The organism is Streptomyces sp. MBT53, from assembly GCF_016654115.1.
Classification (GTDB): Bacteria; Actinomycetota; Actinomycetes; order Streptomycetales; family Streptomycetaceae; genus Streptomyces.
Genome location: NZ_JAEQAZ010000147.1, coordinates 1 through 17,014, shown reverse-complemented (window position 1 = coordinate 17,014; position 17,014 = coordinate 1). Strand labels below are relative to the sequence as shown.

The 17,014-nt window shown below is 70.5% G+C and carries 19 protein-coding genes; 9 read left to right on the top strand and 10 right to left on the bottom strand.

Going from position 1 to position 17,014, the window contains the following annotated elements:
- Nucleotides 1-152 precede the first annotated feature (152 nt).
- Both JHN45_RS37300 and JHN45_RS37295 read left to right on the top strand, forming a co-directional pair.
- Entirely contained in the window at nt 153-1,223 is a 1,071-nt protein-coding gene (locus tag JHN45_RS37300) for an SIS domain-containing protein (protein WP_201053984.1), read from the top strand.
- 358 nt (nt 1,224-1,581) lie between these two features.
- Nucleotides 1,582-3,048 carry a sensor histidine kinase gene (locus tag JHN45_RS37295; protein WP_200710844.1) on the top strand — a complete coding sequence of 489 codons (1,467 nt, stop codon included), beginning with the start codon at nt 1,582-1,584 and terminating at the stop codon, nt 3,046-3,048.
- A gap of 224 nt (nt 3,049-3,272) precedes the next feature.
- On the opposite strand, the gene JHN45_RS37290 is transcribed toward JHN45_RS37295, so the two are convergent.
- Together JHN45_RS37290 and JHN45_RS37285 are read right to left on the bottom strand one after the other, a co-directional pair.
- Nucleotides 3,273-3,530 carry a WhiB family transcriptional regulator gene (locus JHN45_RS37290; protein ID WP_006142322.1) on the bottom strand — a complete coding sequence of 86 codons (258 nt, stop codon included), beginning with the start codon at nt 3,528-3,530 and terminating at the stop codon, nt 3,273-3,275.
- A gap of 319 nt (nt 3,531-3,849) precedes the next feature.
- Entirely contained in the window at nt 3,850-4,818 is a 969-nt protein-coding gene (locus JHN45_RS37285; RefSeq protein ID WP_200710805.1) for a diacylglycerol kinase family protein, read from the bottom strand.
- 116 nt (nt 4,819-4,934) lie between these two features.
- Between JHN45_RS37285 and JHN45_RS37280 the strand changes: the two genes are divergently transcribed.
- A complete protein-coding gene (locus tag JHN45_RS37280) occupies nt 4,935-5,393 on the top strand; it encodes a hypothetical protein (RefSeq protein WP_200710804.1) in 459 nt (152 codons plus the stop codon).
- Between the two features lie 14 nt (nt 5,394-5,407).
- Here the strand turns inward: JHN45_RS37280 and JHN45_RS37275 are convergent, their stop codons facing one another.
- From JHN45_RS37275 to JHN45_RS37265, 3 genes are all read right to left on the bottom strand, one after another.
- The gene (locus JHN45_RS37275) at nt 5,408-6,526 is read right to left on the bottom strand and encodes an RNA polymerase sigma factor SigF (RefSeq protein WP_200710803.1); all 1,119 of its coding nucleotides are present in this window, start codon (nt 6,524-6,526) and stop codon (nt 5,408-5,410) included.
- Between the two features lie 17 nt (nt 6,527-6,543).
- Nucleotides 6,544-6,957, bottom strand: a complete 414-nt coding sequence (locus tag JHN45_RS37270) for an anti-sigma regulatory factor (protein WP_020130755.1) — start codon at nt 6,955-6,957, stop codon at nt 6,544-6,546.
- A gap of 267 nt (nt 6,958-7,224) precedes the next feature.
- Nucleotides 7,225-7,485, bottom strand: coding sequence for a UBP-type zinc finger domain-containing protein (locus tag JHN45_RS37265; protein ID WP_019072181.1), 261 nt, complete (start codon nt 7,483-7,485; stop codon nt 7,225-7,227).
- A 62-nt stretch (nt 7,486-7,547) separates the two neighbouring features.
- Here JHN45_RS37265 and JHN45_RS37260 point away from each other — a divergent pair, with 62 nt between their 5' ends.
- Complete coding sequence (locus tag JHN45_RS37260) at nt 7,548-9,143, top strand: Na+/H+ antiporter (RefSeq protein WP_200710802.1); 1,596 nt, start codon at nt 7,548-7,550, stop codon at nt 9,141-9,143.
- 382 nt (nt 9,144-9,525) lie between these two features.
- On the opposite strand, the gene JHN45_RS37255 is transcribed toward JHN45_RS37260, so the two are convergent.
- Both JHN45_RS37255 and JHN45_RS37250 read right to left on the bottom strand, forming a co-directional pair.
- Complete coding sequence (locus tag JHN45_RS37255) at nt 9,526-10,431, bottom strand: 1-aminocyclopropane-1-carboxylate deaminase/D-cysteine desulfhydrase (protein ID WP_201053982.1); 906 nt, start codon at nt 10,429-10,431, stop codon at nt 9,526-9,528.
- 48 nt (nt 10,432-10,479) lie between these two features.
- Nucleotides 10,480-11,070, bottom strand: a complete 591-nt coding sequence (locus JHN45_RS37250; protein WP_201053976.1) for an N-acetylmuramoyl-L-alanine amidase — start codon at nt 11,068-11,070, stop codon at nt 10,480-10,482.
- Between the two features lie 298 nt (nt 11,071-11,368).
- Here JHN45_RS37250 and JHN45_RS37245 point away from each other — a divergent pair, with 298 nt between their 5' ends.
- The 5 genes from JHN45_RS37245 (at nt 11,369) to JHN45_RS37225 (ending at nt 15,355) form a co-directional block, all read left to right on the top strand.
- On the top strand, nt 11,369-12,775 hold the full coding sequence (locus JHN45_RS37245; protein ID WP_200710799.1) for a family 2B encapsulin nanocompartment shell protein: 1,407 nt from the start codon (nt 11,369-11,371) through the stop codon (nt 12,773-12,775).
- Between the two features lie 113 nt (nt 12,776-12,888).
- A complete protein-coding gene (locus JHN45_RS37240) occupies nt 12,889-13,965 on the top strand; it encodes a family 2 encapsulin nanocompartment cargo protein polyprenyl transferase (RefSeq protein WP_200710798.1) in 1,077 nt (358 codons plus the stop codon).
- A 231-nt stretch (nt 13,966-14,196) separates the two neighbouring features.
- Nucleotides 14,197-14,802: an N-acetyltransferase gene (locus JHN45_RS37235; protein ID WP_201053974.1), complete on the top strand. Its 606-nt coding sequence runs from the start codon at nt 14,197-14,199 to the stop codon at nt 14,800-14,802.
- A 4-nt stretch (nt 14,803-14,806) separates the two neighbouring features.
- Nucleotides 14,807-15,004, top strand: a complete 198-nt coding sequence (locus JHN45_RS37230) for a hypothetical protein (protein WP_200710796.1) — start codon at nt 14,807-14,809, stop codon at nt 15,002-15,004.
- Between the two features lie 9 nt (nt 15,005-15,013).
- Complete coding sequence (locus JHN45_RS37225; protein WP_200710795.1) at nt 15,014-15,355, top strand: DUF952 domain-containing protein; 342 nt, start codon at nt 15,014-15,016, stop codon at nt 15,353-15,355.
- 4 nt (nt 15,356-15,359) lie between these two features.
- Here the strand turns inward: JHN45_RS37225 and JHN45_RS37220 are convergent, their stop codons facing one another.
- From JHN45_RS37220 to JHN45_RS37210, 3 genes are read right to left on the bottom strand one after another with little or no spacing between them, the layout of a single operon-like run.
- Entirely contained in the window at nt 15,360-16,100 is a 741-nt protein-coding gene (locus JHN45_RS37220) for a VOC family protein (protein WP_201053966.1), read from the bottom strand.
- A 43-nt stretch (nt 16,101-16,143) separates the two neighbouring features.
- Nucleotides 16,144-16,560: a VOC family protein gene (locus JHN45_RS37215; RefSeq protein ID WP_019072193.1), complete on the bottom strand. Its 417-nt coding sequence runs from the start codon at nt 16,558-16,560 to the stop codon at nt 16,144-16,146.
- A 10-nt stretch (nt 16,561-16,570) separates the two neighbouring features.
- Nucleotides 16,571-16,981, bottom strand: coding sequence for a helix-turn-helix transcriptional regulator (locus tag JHN45_RS37210; RefSeq protein WP_019072194.1), 411 nt, complete (start codon nt 16,979-16,981; stop codon nt 16,571-16,573).
- Between the last annotated feature and the right edge of the window lie 33 nt (nt 16,982-17,014).

The window sequence follows — 17,014 nt, the reverse complement described above, 5'->3', positions numbered from 1 at the left end:
TGTGGTTTAGACCAATCGTGTCCAATCTAACAGAATCGGTACCGCCCTCCCAGAGTGATCCACGTCCCACCGTCCCGCACGGGCGCCACCGTGGAAGAAGGGGTGAAATGGACACCGCACCGCCGCCACGACCCACCTCCGGAGGACCCCGCATGACCGCCACACCCCCGGCTCCCGACAGCGAACTCCCCGGCCGGATCATGGCCCGTGAGATGGCCGAGCAGCCCGATGTCCTGCGCCGCATCCTCGACGAGGGCGCCCCGCGCATCCGGCAGGTGGCCCAGGACGTGGCCGCCCGCAAGCCCCGCTTCGTGCTGCTCACCGCCCGCGGCACCTCCGACAACGCGGCCCTGTACGCCAAGTACCTCCTGGAGATCCGCCTCGGCCTGCCCTGCGGACTCACCTCGATGTCGACCACCACGGCCTACGGCGCCCGCCCCGACCTGACCGACGCCCTCGTCGTCACCGTCAGTCAGTCCGGCGGCTCCCCGGACCTGGTCGCCTCGACCCGCGCCGCCCGCGAGGCCGGCGCGATCACCGTCGCCGTGACCAACAACCCGGACTCACCGCTGGCCGCCGTCTCCGAGTACCACATCGACATCATGGCCGGACCGGAGAAGGCCCTCCCCGCGACCAAGACGTATACGGCCTCCCTGCTCGCGCTCTACCTCTTCGTCGAGGGACTTCGCGGCGGCGACGGCGCGGCGGCCAAGGCGCTCCCCGACCTCGCCGAGCAGCTGCTCGCCCGCCAGGACGAGGTCCGCACCCTCGCCTCCCGCTACCGCTTCGCCGAACGCATGGTCATCACCTCCCGCGGCTACGGCTATCCCACCGCCAAGGAGGCCGCCCTCAAGCTGATGGAGACCAGCTACATCCCCGCCCTCGCCTACTCCGGCGCCGACCTGCTGCACGGCCCCCTCGCCATGGTCGACAACGTCTCGCCGGTCATCGCGGTCGTGACGGACGGCAAGGGCGGCGCCGCCCTCCAGCCCGTGCTCGACCGGCTGCGCGGCCGGGGCGCCGACCTGGTCGTCATCGGCCCGGCCGGCCAGGTCGAACAGGCCTCGGCCGGTTTCGTCCTGCCCGTCGAGGGCGTCCCCGAGGCACTCCAGCCGATCCTGGAGATCCTCCCGCTCCAGCTCCTCGCCTACGAGGTCACCATCGCCCGCGGCCAGGACCCGGACGCGCCCCGCGCCCTGGCCAAGGTGACGGAGACCCGCTGAGCCTCCATGTACCGGCCATGGAAATTCCCATGACCAATCAGTCCCGCACAGGACCCGACACGGTTAGGCTTTCCGAAAGCCTTCAAGGCATGGACACCGAATGTGGTCTAGTCCACAATGTGTTAAAGGCGTAAGCCTCCGTCTTCCCCGCACAGGAAGACGGATCGAGGAACCGGAGCTCTCTGCCCTGACTGCCCCGGGTCCTCATCCATCGGCCGAACGGGACCGCACACCCCGTGGCCGTTGCTGCTCCGGGCTGCGGTGCCGAGAGGGCTGAGGGTCCCTCTCAGGCGCCGCGGCCCGCGGGTGTTTTTAGGACAGGTACAGACCGGCGGGTACGCTCGCAGACGTGCCCTCCATGAACGAACTCGTACGCCAGCACACCGCACTCGACGACTCCGACCTCGAGTGGCTGCACCTGCTGGTCTCGGAGTGGCAGCTGCTCTCCGACCTCTCCTTCGCCGACCTGGTCCTGTGGGTCCCCACGCGTGACGGCACCCGCTATGTCTCCGTCGCCCAGATGCGGCCGAACACCGGCCCCACCTCCTACCAGGACGACATGGTCGGCCACCTCGTCCCGCGCGGCCGCCGCCCCATGCTGGACGCCGCCCTCGACGAGGGCCGGATCGTGCGCGAGGGCGACCCGGAGTGGCGCGAAGAGGTCCCCGTCCGCGTCGAGTCCATTCCGGTACGACGGGACGGACGCGTCCTGGGTGTCATCGCGCGCAACACCAACCTGCTCACCGTGCGCACCCCGAGCCGCCTCGAACTCACCTACCTCCAGAGCGCGTCGGACCTCGCGCAGATGATCGCGGCCGGTTCCTTCCCGTTCCCGAACCAGCAGGTCGACATGGACGCCTCGCCGCGCGTCGGCGACGGACTGATCCGCCTCGACGGCGACGGCATCGTGCAGTACGCCTCGCCCAACGCCCTCTCCGCGTACCACCGCATGGGCCTCGCCACCGACCTCGTCGGCCAGCACCTGGGCGTGACCACCGCCGAACTCGCCCCCACCCGCGGCCCGGTGGACGAGGCGCTCGCCAAGGTGGCCAGCGGATGGGCGCCGCGCGAGTTCGAGATCGAGGCGCGGGACGGCGTGATCCAGTTCCGGGCGATCCCGCTCAAACCCAAAGGCACCCGCATCGGTTCACTGGTACTGCTCCGGGACGTCACCGAACTGCGGCGCCGCGAGCGGGAGTTGATCACCAAGGACGCGACCATCCGGGAGATCCACCACCGGGTGAAGAACAACCTCCAGACGGTCGCCGCCCTGTTGCGCCTCCAGGCCCGCCGGATCGAGTCGGAGCGCGGCCGGGAGGCCCTGGAGGAGGCCGTACGACGGGTCGGCTCGATCGCGATCGTGCACGAGACGCTGTCCCAGAACCTGGACGAGCGCGTGGAGTTCGACGAGATCGCCGACCGGGTGCTCGCGATGGTCGCCGAGATCTCCCCGGGCAAGGTCACCGGCCGGCGCAGCGGCCGCTTCGGAATACTGGACGCCGAGGTCGCCACCCCGCTCTCCATGGTCCTCACCGAGATCCTCCAGAACGCCCTGGAGCACGGCTTCCGCGAGGGCGAGACCGGCACGGTCGAGGTGTCGGCGGTGCGCGGCGGCACCTCGAAGGACGCCCGCCTCCTGGTCACCGTGCAGGACGACGGCGTAGGACTCCCCGAGGGCTTCGACCCGCACCGCTCGGGCAACCTGGGCCTGCAGATCGTACGGACGCTGGTGGAGGGCGAGTTGGGCGGCACGTTCGACATGGTGCCGGGGCCGGAGCGGGGGACCCGGGTGATCCTGGACGTGCCGGTGGAGGCGCACAAGTGACGTACTCGCACACGATCTTCACATGGGCGGGCCTGAACAGCCGTAGGCCTGCCTGCATTTGAAAGCCCTGCATTTGAACAGCAAAGAGCCCCGGATCAAATGATGATCCGGGGCCAGTCGCTCGTTGCTATGCGCATCGGGGGTACTGCGCGCTGCGGCTCGGGGGCGGGAGATGCGTACTCGCTGTACGCGCCGCCAAGCTCAGGCTGTTAGCAGGGTGGATGTCAGGCGGATGCCTGACGGGCCCGGTTGCGAGCGGCGCGGCGCTTCATGGCGCGGCGCTCGTCCTCGCTGAGACCACCCCAGACGCCGGAGTCCTGGCCGGACTCGAGCGCCCACTGCAGACACTGATCCATAACGGGGCAGCGACGGCAGACGGCCTTGGCTTCCTCGATCTGCAGCAGCGCAGGACCGGTGTTGCCGATGGGGAAGAAGAGCTCGGGGTCTTCCTCGCGGCAAACGGCGTTGTGACGCCAGTCCATGGCTGCTACCTCTCCTTGGTATTACGTGCGGGTTGCTTGTGAATGTGAACGCTTTCACGAATCCCTCAACAAGTGAAGGGCCGTACGCCAGGTTCACTGGCGGGGTCCTGTGGATTGAAGAGGGGTTCCGGTGATCCGTGGAGGCCGGTGTTGCGGGCCGTCTCGATCGCCACGTAGAGACTCGCAAACCTCAGCGGCGGATACAACCCCTACCGGAAAGTTTTTTTTGATTCCTCGGTGTCGACTAGGTCACAGCCGTACTTCCATGGGGTGGACCCTGGTCTAAACGTTCGAGTGAAAGGACTTCAGCCCTTTCTGCTCACACAATCACACGCAGTGCACGGCGTACGCCTGTGAACGTCACGCTCGTACGCAGTCCGAGGTGGTCGCCGTCCATCTGGAGGGGCAGGGGGACCTTCGAATGCAAGGTGAACTCGCTCAGGTCGTGCAGAGCCGCAGCGTGCTTGCCATGGGGTCCGCGTTCGGGGGACGAAGTGAGCAACTGGGTGCCATACCGGGCAACCGCGGCGCTGGACAGGCGGGTGAGACCGAGTACGTCGAGGCCTTTATCGAACGACGCCTTAGGTGACGTGTACATCGGGCGATTGCCGAGATACGTCCAGGGCTTGGTGTTCGAGACTATGGCCACCACGAGATCGGTGACCGGATCCTCGCCGGGCTGCTCCAGCGTGATCGTCCCGTGCCGGCGGTGCTGCTCCCCGAGGAACTGCCGGACCACCTGGCGCACGTAGAGCGCGTGCGTGGACTTCTTGCCCTGCTCCCGCTGCTGTTCGACCCGCCCGACCACTCCCGCGTCGAACCCGAGCCCGGCGTTGAAGGTGAACCAGCGGGACGGCACCGCCTCGTCCTCGGTGCCGGGCGTACCGGAGGCCAGCCCGAGCCCGACCGTGCGCTCGCTGCCCTCGCGCAGGGCGTCGAGGATGGCGCCGGTGGCCTCCACGGCGTCGTTGGGCAGGCCCAGGGCGCGGGCGAAGACGTTGGTGGAGCCGCCGGGGACCACCGCGAGGCCGGGCAGGCGCTCCGGGTCGGGGCCGGTGTGCAGCAGGCCGTTGACGACCTCGTTGACGGTGCCGTCGCCGCCGAGGGCGACCACCAGGTCGACGTTCCCGCTCTCCGCGGCCTGCCGGGCGAGGTCGCGCGCGTGGCCTCTGTACTCCGTGGTGACGGCCTCCAGCTTCATCTCGCTGGCGAGCGCGTGGAGCAGGACGTCGCGCGTACGTGCGCTTGTGGTGGTTGCCGCCGGATTGACCACGAGAAGTGCACGCATGAGTTGCAGCGTACCTACTGAGGGGTACCCGTCCCATACCGAGGTAGGGGTTCGGTAAGAGGAGACGACGTGAGCCTGAACACCTGGGGCCGTTTTCCGAGGGCTACCCTTCTGGGGTGAGCGCTGAGCAGACCCCCGCCCCGGAGACCGACGGCCCCGACGGACCCCGTCCGCGCCGGCTGACCTACGCGGCGGCCCTCGTCGCGCTGGAGGGTCTCGCGCTCGCCGTCGGCGGAGTGTGGATGCTCGTCCTGGGGCTCACCGGCGACCCGGACGACCGGCAGCAGGCCGTGACCGGAGGCGTGACCCTGGTGGTGCTCGCGCTGCTGCCGCTGTTCGCCGCGCGCGGACTGCTCGGCCGGCGCGGCTGGAGCCGGGGTCCCGCCGTGATCACGCAGATCATGGCGCTGCCCGTGGCCTACAACCTGCTCCGGGCCGACAGCGTGGCCATCCCGGCCGGGATCGCGCTCGCGGTGGTCGCGGTCGCCTCGCTGGTGCTGCTGGTGAACCCGGCGACGACACAGGCCCTCGGAATCCGAGGGCCCGGCCGCCGTACCGAAGAGCCGAAGGGCTAGCCCCCGGCCCGGTCCTACTCCTCGACGAGGAGCTTCTCCCGCAGCTGGGCCAGTGTCCGGGCCAGCAGCCGGGACACGTGCATCTGGGAGATGCCGACCTCCTGCGCGATCTGCGACTGCGTCATGTTGCCGAAGAAGCGCAGCAGCAGGATCCGCTTCTCCCGGGGCGGCAGGTCCTCCAGGAGCGGCTTGAGCGACTCCCGGTACTCGACGCCCTCCAGGGCCTCGTCGTACGCGCCCAGGGTGTCCGCGACCGCAGGGGACTCGTCGTCCGTGTCCGGGACGTCCAGGGACAGCGTGGAGTAGGCGTTCGCCGACTCCAGGCCCTCCAGGACCTCCTCCTCCGAGATGCCCAGCTTCTCGGCCAGCTCGTGGACCGTGGGGGAGCGGCCGTGCCGCTGCGAGAGCTCCGCCGTCGCCGTGGTCAGCGACAGCCGCAGCTCCTGGAGCCTGCGCGGGACGCGCACCGCCCAGCCCTTGTCACGGAAGTGCCGCTTGATCTCGCCGACGACCGTCGGGGTCGCGTACGTCGAGAACTCGACCCCGCGCTCCGGGTCGAAGCGGTCGACCGACTTGATCAGGCCGATGGTGGCGACCTGGGTCAGGTCGTCCAGCGGCTCGCCGCGGTTGCGGAAGCGGCGCGCGAGATGCTCGACGAGCGGCAGGTGCATACGGACCAGCCGGTTGCGCAGCTCCGCGTACTCGACGCTGCCGTCCTTGAGCGTGCGCAGCTCGATGAAGAGCGCACGCGCTCCGCTGCGGTCCTGGGGGTCGTGCCGAGTGCTCTGCACACTCTGCACGGCCTGCGCGCCCGCCACGTCGTCCCGCTCGTGCTCGCTCATCGCCTGGTCCGTCGCCCTTCCCCGAGCTTTCGCCTCCTCCCCCACGCTCGACTGAGTCGGAGCGGGGGAACCCCCGGCAACAGGGGAGACCCCACCAATACGCACGGCACCGTCCTGCTCACGTTGACCGTCGTCCGTCACACCGGCCTCCGAGGGTTCGTCCTCCGGATGCGGCCGGGCCTGCTCGGGGATTCCGCCGCAGGGCACCAGGGGGCCGGCGTCCGCCGTACGGCTTCCGCCCGTGCCGCCCTCGGCCGGCAGCTCCCTTGTGCCGCGCTCTTCGTCCCGCACCGGCCCGTCCCCGTTCCTCACGCCGGCCCGGGTCCCGCGCCGCGCTGTTTGTAGAGGCTGATCGTCACGGTCTTGTCCTCGTCGACTGCCGATGAGACCTTGCCCGCGAGGGCCGAGAGCACGGTCCAGGCGAAGGTGTCGCGCGAGGGTGCGTGACCGTCCGTCGTCGGGGCGGAGACGGTGACTTCGAGCGAGTCGTCCACGAGCCGGAAGACACAGCTGAGCACTGAGCCGGGCACGGCCTGCTGGAGCAGGATCGCGCAGGCCTCGTCCACCGCGATGCGGAGGTCCTCGATCTCGTCGAGGGTGAAGTCCAAACGGGCTGCGAGGCCGGCCGTGGCCGTACGCAGCACCGACAGGTAGGCACCCGCAGCCGGCAGCCGGACTTCCACGAAGTCCTGGGTCGCGGGCTCGCCTGCGATCTGGGACACCCTCACCTCCAAGGTGGTACAAGCTCTTTCGGGGGCCCAGGGGTCGCCCCCCGGGGTAACGCGATACTTGGTTCAGCGGTGACGCTACCGCGCTCCGAACTTTCCTGTCCCCGGGACCCCAACCCCATGCTGTCACTCATAGTAAACCTACGGATACGCTCCGTGGCTAGGGGTCCTGCGGGCCCAATTGGGAAGAGCGCGCGCCGGGTTGACGTACCCACACGTCAGACGGTCGAACCGTCGAAACCGGCGGTCGGAATCACGAGGTCACAGGAGTACGTGGTCGACGAAGCACCAGCGCCAGCTCTCCCCGGGTTCGTAGGTCCGCATCACCGGATGCCCGGATTCCTTGTGATGTGCTGTCGCGTGGCGCAGGGGCGAGGAGTCGCAGCAGGCGACATGGCCGCAGTAGAGGCAGAGTCGCAGCTGCACGGGGTGGGTGCCGGCCGCCAGACACTCGAGGCAGGTCTCGCTCTGGGGCTTCGGTTCCGGGAGCGGCAGCGCGTCGGCGTGCGTGCACTGTTTCATGATTGCCAGATTACGACGGCTGTGCGGTTGGCCGCGCGGAAAAACGAGGGCGGGCGAGGACGATGGACGTGATGCCACTGCTGTTGCTGGTGGCGGGAAGTGCCGTGGTGGCCGCGGGGGCCCGGCGCACCCCGGTGCCGGCGCCGCTGCTGCTGGTCGCGGTCGGGCTGGCCGTCTCGTACGTCCCGGGGGTCCCGGACTACACCCTGGACCCGGACGTCGTACTGCCGCTGCTGCTGCCCCCGCTGCTCTACACGTCGGCCACCGACAGCTCCTACCTCGACCTGCGGGCCCAAGTGCGGCCCGTGGCGCTGCTGTCGGTGGGGTACGTGCTCTTCGCCACGTTCGTCGTCGGCTGGGCCGCGTACGTGATCGTGCCGGGGCTGCCGCTGACCGCGGCGCTGGTGCTCGGCGCGGTGGTGGCGCCGCCGGACGCGGTCGCCGCGACGGCGGTGGCCCGCCGGGTCGGACTGCCCTCGCGGATCACGACGATCCTCCAGGGCGAGTCCCTGCTGAACGACGCCACCGCGATCACCGCCTACAAGGTGGCCCTCGCGGCGGCGGTCGGCGAGGGCGCCACCTGGGCGGGCGGCATCGGGGAGTTCCTGCTCGCGGCCGTCGGCGGTGTCGGTGTCGGGCTCCTGATGATGGTGCCGATCCACTGGCTGCGCACTCACCTCAAGGAGGCGCTGCTGCAGAACACGCTCTCCCTGCTGATCCCGTTCGTCGCCTACGCGGTCGCCGAGCAGGTGCACGCCTCCGGAGTGCTCGCCGTCGTGGTCGTGGCGCTCTATCTGGGCCACCGCGCGTGGGAGGTCGATTTCGCGACCCGCCTCCAGGAGGAGGCCGTGTGGAAGATGGTCGCCTTCGTCCTGGAGTCGGCGGTGTTCGCCCTGATCGGACTGCAACTGCCGGTCGTCCTCAAGGGACTTGGCGAGTACCGGGGCCTGGACGCCGCCCTGTACGCGATCGCCCTCTTCCTTGTCGTCGTCGCGACCCGCTTCGTGTGGGTGTACCCGGCGGCCTTCCTGCCCCGCATGTTCTCCGCGCGCATCAGGGAACGCGAGGACAACCCCACCTGGAAGGGGGCGATGACCACCGCGTGGGCCGGTATGAGAGGCGTGGTCTCGCTCGCCATCGCCTTCTCGATCCCGCTCACGGTGCACGGCGGCGACCCCTTCCCGCAGCGCAACATCATCCTGTTCCTGACCTTCACGACGGTCATCGGCACCCTGGTGGTGCAGGGCCTGAGCCTGCCCCCGATCATCCGGCTGCTGAAATTCCCCGGCCGCGACCCCCAGGCCGAGACCCTCGCCGAGGCCAACGCCCAGGCGCAGGCCTCCCGCGTGGCCGAGAAACGCCTCAACGCCCTTCTGGAGGACGAGCGCAACGCCCTGCCCCCTCCGCTGGCCGACCGCCTCCGCGAGGTCCTGGAGCGCCGCCGCAACGCCGTCTGGGAGCGCCTGGGCGCCACCAACCCCGTCACCGGCGAGACCGTCGACGACACCTACCGCCGCCTCTCCCGCGAGATGATCAGCGCCGAACGCTCGATGTTCGTCCGCCTGCGCGACGGCCGCTACATCGACGACGAGATGCTCCGCACGCTGCTGCGCAGGCTGGACCTGGAGGAGGCGGCGGCTTATCGGGAGGCGGCGTAGGTCTGTCGTGAGGCTGCCCGGGCCTGTCGTAAGGCAGGCCGTGCCGTGAGGATCAGGTTGTGGACGCGGGGCTTGGTGCGTGCCAGGCGCGAAGCGGAGGGGGGCGGCGACGCGATGGGGGTCCCCCTCCCGGTCGGGCGAAGCCGAGACCGGGGCGTCGGCGGCCGACGGCCATGCCGCAGACGCGGGGCGTGGCACCTGCTCCCCGCTGACCCAAGTGCGCGGGTGCCCCAGCCGCCGTTGTCATCACTCGCCGATGCCCCCAGCCCTCGGCCGCTGCCTCGCAGCCGCACGAGCCTCGCCCCGCTCACCGGCACGCCGTCGACTACCGCCGCTCTTCCGCGACCTGAGCCGCCGGGCAGCCTCAGCACGTGGCGGGACCCTACGGGAACGGTCGCCCGGTGACGACGGCGGCGACCGTGCTCCCGCGCGGGAAGGCCCCTTCGTCCGCCATGGCAACAAGTCCGTACAGCAACTTGGCGACATAGAGACGCTCGACGGGCAGCCCGTGTCGGTCCTCGAAGTCCTCGGCGAAGGCGGCGAGTTCGGCGGGCACGCGCGCGTAGCCGCCGAAATGGAAGCGGTCGTCGAGTGACCAGGCGCCCTGCCTGCCACCGAAGGCGCGTTCCTGAAGGGCCGCGACATCGGTGCCCAGGAAGCCGCCCTTGAGAACCGGTATCCCCAACACCCGCTGGTCGGGGGCGAGTCCCGCGGCCAGTCCGGCCAGTGTGCCGCCGGTGCCGCAGGCGAGGGCGACGACGTCGACGTCTGCACGCGCGCGCAGTTCCTCGCCCAGGGCCCGGCAGCCGCGTACCGCAAGGGAGTTGCTGCCGCCCTCGGGGACGACGTACGCGTCCTCCGCGTCCACCTCGCGCAGGACGCCGGCCAGCGTCTCGGGCTCGGTCTTGCGGCGGTACGTCGACCTGTCGACGAAGTGGAGACGCATCCCGTCGGCCGCGCACCGGGTCAGGGACGGATTGAGCGGGCGGTCCGCCAACTCCTGGCCGCGGACCACGCCGACCGTGCGCAGGCCCAGGAGGCGGCCCGCGGCGGCGGTGGCGCGCAGGTGGTTGGAGTAGGCGCCGCCGAACGTGAGGACCGTACGGCCGGCCGCCGCCGCGAGGTTGGGCGCGAGTTTGCGCCACTTGTTGCCGATCAGGTCCGGGTGGATCAGGTCGTCCCGCTTGAGCAGCAGCCGGACGCCGTGCCGGCCGAAGCGCCTGTCCGTGATCTCCTCCACCGGCGACGGCAGCCGGGGCCGTAGGGCGGCGAGGTCGGGGCTGGTCACGGGACCATTGTCACCCGGGGGGCCCGTGGCCTTCGTGTACCCCGGGGGTCACTTCAGGCGCTCGCCCACCCGATCGCGTAGCCAGTCCATCGTGAACCCGCGCGGGTCCACCTTTCCGGGCTGCCACTCCAGGTGCCCGATCACCGAGCGCGCGGACCACTCGTGGTGGCGGCAGATCGCCGCGCAGACCTTCTCGATCGCCTCCAACTGGGCCTCGGGCCAGGGGTCCTCGCCGTCGCCGAGGTTCTCGCACTCGAAGCCGTAGAAGTGCCGGTTGCCGTCGGTGTTGGCCTCGTTGTCGTGCGGCAGCCGCTTCTCGGCGATCACCGCGCGCAGCACGTCGTCGTCGCCCAGGCTCGCGTGGTTGGCGCGGCCGTAGCCGACCAGGTGGACCCTGCCGTCCTTGGTGATGACGCCGTGGCACAGCGGGCCGGGCAGGTCGGGGCGGCCCTCGCGGCAGAGGTCCACGGTGTGTGCGCTGCCCTTGGTGACCGTGTGGTGGATCATCACGCCGTGGACGGGTCCCCACGGGCCCTTGTGGTTGCGGTTGTGGTGCTCCCAGTCGCCGACCTCGACGACCGTGACGCCCTCGTCCCGCAGCGCGTCCAGGAAACCGCCTGCGGACATGGGTGAGGCCATGAACGCCTCCTTCGTGCTGTGCGACGGCCGACGTGCACGGCCGCCTGTTATCGCTGCTTGTACCGAAAAAATCCTGGTACGCACGACTTGTTCGTACGGCGTGCGAGCCGATCCGGACAACGGCGGCCCCGGCCGCAACTCGAACAACATTCGACGTAAACAGCCCCCGTGCCCAGCACGTGATGATCCATTCCCGCTCTTTCGGGTAATACCACCGGCACGCAGAGTGAGGAAAGCTGGTGCGCGAGAACGAATGCCGGGCGCACAGGCCCGGCATGAATGGGGAGGGCATTTCTCTATGTCGGTAGGCGAAGAGGTCCGCGCGGAGCAGAACAAGCCGCAGCAGAGTCTCGGCACGGCGGCTGCGCGGAACCTGGCCACCACCACCAAGTCCGCACCGCAGATGCAGGAGATCAGCTCCCGCTGGCTCCTGCGCACACTGCCGTGGGTGAACGTGCAGGGTGGCACATACCGGGTGAACCGACGGCTGAGCTACTCCGTCGGCGACGGCCGGGTGACATTCGTGAAGACCGGCGACCGCGTCGAGGTCATCCCCGCGGAGCTCGGCGAACTGCCCGCGCTGCGGGACTACGAGGACGAGGAGGTCCTCTCGGAACTGGCCGTCCGCTGCCGGCAGCGCGAGTTCGCCCCGGGGGAGGCGATCGCGTCGTTCGGCAGCCAGGCCGACGAGGTGTACCTGCTGGCACACGGCAGGGTGGAGAAGGTCGGCACGGGCCCGTACGGCGACGACACCGTCCTCGGAGTCCTCGCCGACGGCGCCTACTTCGGCGACCAGGCACTGCTCGACCCGGAGGCCATCTGGGAGTACACGGCCCGCGCGGACACCGCCTGCACGGTGCTCGTGCTGGCCCGCGGGGACGTCGAGCAGGTCGCGGAGCGCTCCGACACCCTGCGCGACCACCTCACACAGCTGCGCGCGATCCCCGAGCAGCGCACCAACAAGTACGGCGAGAAGGCCATCGACCTCGCCGCGGGCCACTCCGGCGAGCCGGACATCCCGCACACGTTCGTCGACTACGACGCCCGGCCGCGCGAGTACGAACTCAGCGTCGCCCAGACCGTCCTGCGCATCCACTCGCGCGTGGCCGATCTCTACAACCAGCCGATGAACCAGACGGAACAGCAACTCCGGCTCACCGTCGAGGCGTTGAAGGAGCGCCAGGAGCACGAGCTGATCAACAACCGCGAGTTCGGCCTGCTCAACAACTGCGAGTACGACCAGCGGCTCCAGCCGCACGACGGCGTCCCCAGCCCGGACGACCTGGACGAGCTGCTCAGCAGGCGGCGCGGCACCAGGATGCTCCTCGCCCACCCGCGCGCGATCTCCGCGTTCGGCCGCGAGCTCAACAAGCGCGGACTGGTCCCGGAGTCCATCGAGATCGCCGGCAACCGCATCCCGACCTGGCGCGGAGTGCCGATCTACCCGTGCAACAAGATCCCGGTCAGCGACCGGCGGACCACCTCGATCATCGCCATGCGTACCGGCGAGGCCGACCAGGGCGTCATCGGCCTCCAGCAGGCCGGCATCCCGGACGAGATCGAGCCGAGCCTGTCGGTGCGCTTCATGGGCATCAACGAACAGGCGATCATCAAGTACCTCGTGACGGCCTACTACTCGGCGGCGGTCCTGGTGCCGGACGCCCTCGGCGTCCTGGAGAACGTCGAGATCGGCCGCTGGAGGTGACGTTTCAGCAGCTGGACGCGGTGTCCCCGCCCTTCGGGGCGGGTACACCCCGGTCACATGTGCCCAGCCGCAGTGGAAACGCCACCGTCCGCGGACTCTCCGAGGGGGACCCCATGGCCGAGTTCAGGGCGGAGACGAAACAGCATCCTGACCGGACGCAGCCGGCCGACGGGCACGAGGCGGCGGTGATCCTGGAGGGGGCCCGGACGGCCGTCGACCCCGAACTGCGCTCGGCGATCGACTCGTTGCCCGGCTCCATGCGCCGGGTCGCGCTCTACCACTTCGGGTGGGAGCACGCGGACGGCACCCCGGCGGCGGGCAACGCCGGCAAGGCGATCCGCCCCGCCCTCGTCCTCACCGCGGCCGGCGCACTCGGCGGCGAGCGGGCCCGGACGGGCGCGCTGCGGGCCGCCGCGGCGGTCGAGCTGATCCACAACTTCACACTGCTGCACGACGACGTCATGGACCGGGACACCACCCGCAGACACCGGCCCACCGCGTGGACCGTGTTCGGCGACCCCGACGCGATCCTCGCCGGGGACGCGCTCCAGGCGCTGGCGCTGCGGCTGCTCGCCGAGGACCCGCACCCGGCGGCCTCGGCCGCCGCGGCCCGGCTCGCGGACTGCGTCGTCGAACTGTGCGCGGGCCAGCACGCGGACACCGCCATGGAGCAGCGCGCCCCCGACGAGGTCACCCTCGACGAGGTGCTCGCCATGGCCGAGGCCAAGACCGGCGCGCTGCTCGGCTGCGCCTGCGCGGTGGGCGCGCTGTACGCGGGAGCGTCCGCCGAGGACGTGGAGGCGCTGGACGCGTTCGGCCGGCAGGCCGGGCTCGCCTTCCAGCTGATCGACGACGTCATCGGTATATGGGGCGACCCCGCCCGCACCGGCAAACCGGCCGGCGCCGACCTCGCCGTACGCAAGAAGTCGCTGCCCGTGGTCGCCGCGCTCACCTCGGGCACCCCGGCGGCCGCGGAACTCGCCGAACTGTACGGAATGCCGTACGAGGAAGGGGACTTGGAGCGCACCGCGCTCGCTGTGGAGCGGGCCGGCGGCCGGGACTGGGCGCAGGCCCAGGCGGCCGACCGGATGGCGCGGGCCGTGCAGGAGCTGGCCCGGGCGATCCCCGACCCGCAGGACGCGGGCGGTCTGCTCGCGCTGGCCGAGTTCGTGACCCGGCGCAGCAGTTGAGGACTCCGGGGTCTTGTGGTGCCGTGCGGTCCTGACCCCGCACGGTGACCCGGACCCCGGACCGGCGGGTCCCGCGCATCCCCACGGTGCGCGGGGCCAGCCTTTTTTTAGGGCTCGGTTCGCCTCCGGGGCGCCAAAGCCTGTGTCGAGCCCCTTCGGCTCACTCGCCCGTAAGTCCCGCTAGTCTCAACACCCTTACGGAATACGACTGTTGAGACGCGGAGGCGGAACATGGGCGTGGCGATACGGGCGGCGGGCGAGGGTGACCGGGAGTTGGTCGTCCGGCTGCTGGACGACGCGTTCCAGGACGATCCGGTGAGCGGCTGGATCTTCCCCGACGCCGAGTACCGCCGTGCGACCCACCACAAGTTGATGGCCGCCTTCACGGACGCGGTGCTCGCCGACGGCCGTATCGACCTGGCCGAGGACGGCTCGGCCTGCGCGCTGTGGCTGTCCATGCCGGCCGAGGCGCACGCGGCGGACGGCGAGGACGAGGCCGTGGCGCTGCGGGAGTTCGTGGATCCGGACAACGAGCGGGTCGAGACGATCGTCCGGCTCATGGAGGAGGGTCATCCCACCGGCCGGGCCCACGAGTACCTGTGGATGATCGCCGTGGCACCGGACCGGCAGGGCGAGGGCCTCGGCGCCGCGCTGATCGGGCACGTCCTGGAGCGCTGCGACCGCGAGGGCCTGCCCGCGTACCTGGAGGCGAGCAGCGAGCGCAGCACCAAGCTGTACGAGCGGCTCGGCTACGCCTTCACCGACACCACCCTCGACCTTCCGGACGGACCGCGCATGTATCCGATGTGGCGCGAGCCCCGAACGGTTCTAGTCTGAGGGCATGGGCAGAGAAGAGCACACCTGTCCCGTCTGCGGACAGCCGGTTGCCACCGTCGTCCGGCGGTACAAGACGCTCGGCGCATGGGTGCCGAAGTGGGTGGCCGGCCCGTGCCGGAACCCCGAGTGCGAGGCGTACGCCGGCGAGGGCGCCGAGCCCGGTGAACCCGGGCCGCGCACCTCGGCCGGGCCGACGTCGTAGCGTGGTCCCATGCCGGACAACGAACCCACCACCGTCCTCCACATCACCGAGCGCACCCTCTGGGACGCGGCCCGCGAGCGCGGCGCCTACGAGTGGTCGACCCGTGGCCGCACCCTCCAGGAGGAGGGCTTCATCCACTGCTCGACCCGCACCCAACTCCCGCGCGTGGCAGCCTTCTTGTACGGCTCCTACGACGGCCCCGACGAGCTGGTGGTCCTGGAGGTGGACCCGGGACGGCTCGGCGTACCGCTGAAGTACGAGGCGCCGCAGCCGGGCGGCGAGGAGTTCCCGCACATCTACGGGCCGATTCCGGTGGACGCGGTGGTGGGGGTCGAGACGTGGGCGGGATGAGTCGCTAGGAGCGGGCGGGCAGCCCGCCGGTCTCCGGGTCGCGGCCGGTCAGGCAGTAGATGCCGCCCGCCGGGTCCCGCATCACCGTCCAGTGCGTGCCGTGGGAGACGACACTCGCCCCGAGCCGCTCGTGCCGTGCCGTCGTCGTGCCGATGTCCGCGCAGGCCAGGTCGAGATGGGCGGACGCGGGGCGTTCCTCGCCGAGCCGCTGGAGCAGGATGCGGATCGGCAGGCCGGGCGGCGGCTTGAGCACATGGAACTCGGGAAGCGCGCCGCGCAGTGACGCCCAGTCGGGCAACAGGGCGCTCCAGAAGGCGACTTCGGCGTCGTAGGAGCCGGGTCCGATGTCGAGGGACACCTGGTCGAGGCGGCTGCCGTCCACGACGGGCGGCCGTACGGCCTCACCGTGCCAGGGGGCCGCGCAGAACAACTGCCCGGCGGGGGACCGGAGTACGGCCCAGCCGTCGTGCTCGGCGACGGTCTCCGCGCCGAGCGCCAGCGCGGACGCGACGAACGCCGGCACGTCCTCGACGGAGAAGTCGAGGTGCGCCCCGCCCATACCCGTCCCGACCCCCTGGACCTTCACGCAGGGATCCGCCCCCTCCACCAGCAGGGTGACGAACTCCCCGTCCCCACCGCGCGGTTCGGACAGCCTGGTGTCCGTGACGGCCGTCCAGAAGGTGCGGGCGGGGTCGAGGAGCGCGTGCGGGCGGTCGACGAAGGCGTAGGTCCAGCGGATGCTCATGGCGTGATCGTAAGCCGGAGGAAGAGACCGGCCCCCGCGGATTTCAGTCCCCGCTGCGCTGCATGAACCGCAGCATGTTCCCGGCCGGGTCCCGGAACGCGCAGTCGCGGACACCGTACGGCTGGTCCGTCGGCTCCTGGACCACCTCGGCACCGGACTCCTGGACACGGGCGTAGAGGGCGTCGCAGTCGGCGGTGGTGAAGTTGACCCCGCGCAGGGTGCCCTTGGCGAGCAGTTCGGCCATGGCCTGCTTGTCGGCGGGCGAGGCGTCCGGGTTCGCGGCCGGCGGCTCCAGCACGATCTCCACGTCCGGCTGCAACGGCGACCCCACGGTCACCCACCGCATGCCCTCGAAACCGACGTCGTTACGGATTTCCAGCTCCAGCACGTCGCAGTAGAAGGCGAGGGCCTTGTCGTGGTCGTCGACGGCGATGAAGCACTGGCGGAGTTTGAGATCCATGGGGGACAGGCTAGGGGCGCAGGGGAGGTCCTGCCCGGTTTGGCCGGGTAAAAGTGCGGGCCACACAAGACGGGATCACCGCGCCGGCCTCGTGGGAGCGGGCGCGGTAGGCGCTGGGGGTCTCGCCGACCAGTTCGGTGAAGCGGGAACTGAAGGAACCGAGCGAGGTACAGCCGACGGCCATGCACACCTCCGTCACGCTGAGATCCCCGCGCCGCAGCAACGCCTTCGCCCGCTCGATCCGCCGCGTCATGAGATAGCTGTACGGCGTCTCCCCGTACGCGGCGCGGAAGCTCCGCTGGAAGTGCCCCGGCGACATCAGCGCGGTCCGCGCGATCGAGGCCATGTCGAGCGGTTCGGCGTACTCGCGGTTCATCCGGTCGCGGGCCTGGCGCAGCCGTACGAGATCTTCGCGGTTCACGGGGTCAAGGATGGCACGGGGTGGGAAGGGGCG

Coding starts and splice junctions, on each gene's coding strand:
- JHN45_RS37300 (WP_201053984.1), top strand. CDS start 153: ATGACCGCCACACCCCCGGCTCCCGACAGCGAACTCCCCGGCCGGATC.
- JHN45_RS37295 (WP_200710844.1), top strand. CDS start 1,582: ATGAACGAACTCGTACGCCAGCACACCGCACTCGACGACTCCGACCTC.
- JHN45_RS37290 (WP_006142322.1), bottom strand. CDS start 3,530: ATGGACTGGCGTCACAACGCCGTTTGCCGCGAGGAAGACCCCGAGCTC.
- JHN45_RS37285 (WP_200710805.1), bottom strand. CDS start 4,818: ATGCGTGCACTTCTCGTGGTCAATCCGGCGGCAACCACCACAAGCGCA.
- JHN45_RS37265 (WP_019072181.1), bottom strand. CDS start 7,485: ATGAAACAGTGCACGCACGCCGACGCGCTGCCGCTCCCGGAACCGAAG.
- JHN45_RS37260 (WP_200710802.1), top strand. CDS start 7,548: ATGGACGTGATGCCACTGCTGTTGCTGGTGGCGGGAAGTGCCGTGGTG.
- JHN45_RS37250 (WP_201053976.1), bottom strand. CDS start 11,070: ATGGCCTCACCCATGTCCGCAGGCGGTTTCCTGGACGCGCTGCGGGAC.
- JHN45_RS37245 (WP_200710799.1), top strand. CDS start 11,369: ATGTCGGTAGGCGAAGAGGTCCGCGCGGAGCAGAACAAGCCGCAGCAG.
- JHN45_RS37240 (WP_200710798.1), top strand. CDS start 12,889: ATGGCCGAGTTCAGGGCGGAGACGAAACAGCATCCTGACCGGACGCAG.
- JHN45_RS37235 (WP_201053974.1), top strand. CDS start 14,197: ATGGGCGTGGCGATACGGGCGGCGGGCGAGGGTGACCGGGAGTTGGTC.
- JHN45_RS37230 (WP_200710796.1), top strand. CDS start 14,807: ATGGGCAGAGAAGAGCACACCTGTCCCGTCTGCGGACAGCCGGTTGCC.
- JHN45_RS37225 (WP_200710795.1), top strand. CDS start 15,014: ATGCCGGACAACGAACCCACCACCGTCCTCCACATCACCGAGCGCACC.
- JHN45_RS37220 (WP_201053966.1), bottom strand. CDS start 16,100: ATGAGCATCCGCTGGACCTACGCCTTCGTCGACCGCCCGCACGCGCTC.
- JHN45_RS37215 (WP_019072193.1), bottom strand. CDS start 16,560: ATGGATCTCAAACTCCGCCAGTGCTTCATCGCCGTCGACGACCACGAC.